2 protein-coding genes and 1 pseudogene are annotated in these 1,739 nt (G+C 41.5%); 1 reads left to right on the top strand and 2 read right to left on the bottom strand.

Features of this window, described 5'->3' with window-relative positions; translation table 11 throughout:
• The coding region (locus PLH26_RS21655; RefSeq protein WP_324588093.1) for a transglutaminase domain-containing protein at positions 1 to 373 on the top strand (373 nt) is incomplete at its 5' end.
• 4 nt (positions 374 to 377) lie between these two features.
• On the opposite strand, the gene PLH26_RS21650 is transcribed toward PLH26_RS21655, so the two are convergent.
• On the bottom strand, positions 378 to 1,253 hold the full coding sequence (locus PLH26_RS21650; RefSeq protein WP_324588092.1) for a cupin-like domain-containing protein: 876 nt from the start codon (positions 1,251 to 1,253) through the stop codon (positions 378 to 380).
• Positions 1,254 to 1,298: 45 nt separating this feature from the next.
• Positions 1,299 to 1,739, bottom strand: a pseudogene (locus tag PLH26_RS21645) (cation:proton antiporter); the annotation flags it as partial.

The raw sequence follows: 1,739 nt of genomic DNA, 5'->3' as shown, positions 1-1,739 counted from the left end.
TAATAACTTCAAATACGTGGCCGACCCCGACCGCGATGAATATTTTGCTTCGCCCAGGGAAACCATTGAAAATGGTATGGGTGGAGACTGTGATGATCATACTATTTTAATGATATCGGCCCTGAAAGCTATTGGCGGCAAATGCCGGATGGTGTTAACCGAAAACCATGTATACCCCGAGCTGTATTGCGGCGATAAAAAAAACTTTACCGAACTGCAGGAAGCCATTACCCATTTATTTGCTACTGAAAACTTCACGGGCTTATACTATAGGGAAGAGTCGGGCAGTTACTGGATCAACCTTGATTATACAGCCCGCCATCCCGGAGGGCCTTATGTAGATAACAAAGCATACGCGATTGTAGAATTTTGACCGGTTAAGCGTTGCTGTTATGTTGCTGTTCCATTTGCCGGATGGCTTTTTCGGCCCTGCTGTACGCTTCTTTCACTTTATAATTATACCATTTATCCTTCAGCAGTTTTCTCATGGCATTATCAAAATTGCGGGTAAATACAAGATTGCTGAAACCCGTAACCCTGTCGCGGGCCGATGATAAGGCACGTACGCTTACAGAATATCCTCCCGTTACATATTGTATATAATGCCAGTAACCCGCGGGCATAAATAATGTTTCACCAAAACTTATTACACATTCCCAACCATTGGCATATTTTAACGCAGGAAATTTTTCAAAATCCATATTCTTCATATCGCCGATACCATGAAAATTATAAGGGAGTTTATAGAGGAGCGATGCATTGTTATTGGGGAATAGCGTCACTTTTTTTTGTCCGTGAAACTGAGTAAGAAAAACATGCGACATATCAATATCAAAATGATTGCGGGTGCTGGAGCCGCCGCCGCCAAAGAACATAAGCGGCAACCAGGTAAGTATATTGTCGGCAATTTTATTAAAAACCAACTGCTTTCTTATCTCCGGCTTTTCTATCAGCAGGTTAAACAAAAACAACCGCGATTCTGTAGGTTCCCGCTGTATAAGATCCAGGTATTCGCTGAATTTCATTTTAGCCATGGGAGCGCTATGCACCATATCCGGATGAGCGTTTTCGCTGCCATGCACCGGCACAATAAGATCGCCTGCTACTTCCTTAAAATAATCGTAATTCCAAATATCCACGGCAGGCCCCTTAATGAAGTCTTTAAGAATAACAGGCGTTTTTGTTCTGATAAATTGTTCAGTAAACTCCTGCTTTGTTAAACCTTCCACACGCTGAATAGGTTGTAAATTCATATGATGGGATCTAATTTAATATGCAAAAGCAAACAATGATAAAAATTATTTTTGAAAAATCTTTTTTACTGCCCGGCTCAGTTTATTAATATTATCTATCTGGTCCTGTATAGGAGTAAGCACAAGATCCTCCGGCTGCACACCGGTTTCCATATACAACGCCTGCCTTTGCTCCGGATATAAAAGTATAAAATTATTCTTTTCAAAATGCTTCAACAGCTTTGCAGGCATGTTTTCCATATAAGAGTTATAGGATATGGTTCCCTTCCTGGCGCTTACAGCAATAATCAGGTCATTACTGTGTATTTCTCTTGCCAGTACCAGAAAGTCTTCCACATCCTCAAAATACCGGTAAGAAACTTCCGCACTTCCCCGGTTTTTAATTAGCTCTTTTGCAAATGCTTTTTGGGTAGCCTGTGTACAGCATACCTGAATGCGTGCACCCGCCTGTTTCGACAAAGCAATAACCCGCTTTACCCAATGGTG

It is taken from the genome of Agriterribacter sp., from assembly GCF_035444585.1.
Lineage (GTDB): Bacteria > Bacteroidota > Bacteroidia > Chitinophagales > Chitinophagaceae > Agriterribacter.
The sequence above is the reverse complement of the archived record's forward strand: the minus strand, read 5'-3'. Positions and strand labels throughout refer to the sequence as shown.

Coding starts and splice junctions, on each gene's coding strand:
- PLH26_RS21650 (WP_324588092.1), bottom strand. CDS start 1,253: ATGAATTTACAACCTATTCAGCGTGTGGAAGGTTTAACAAAGCAGGAG.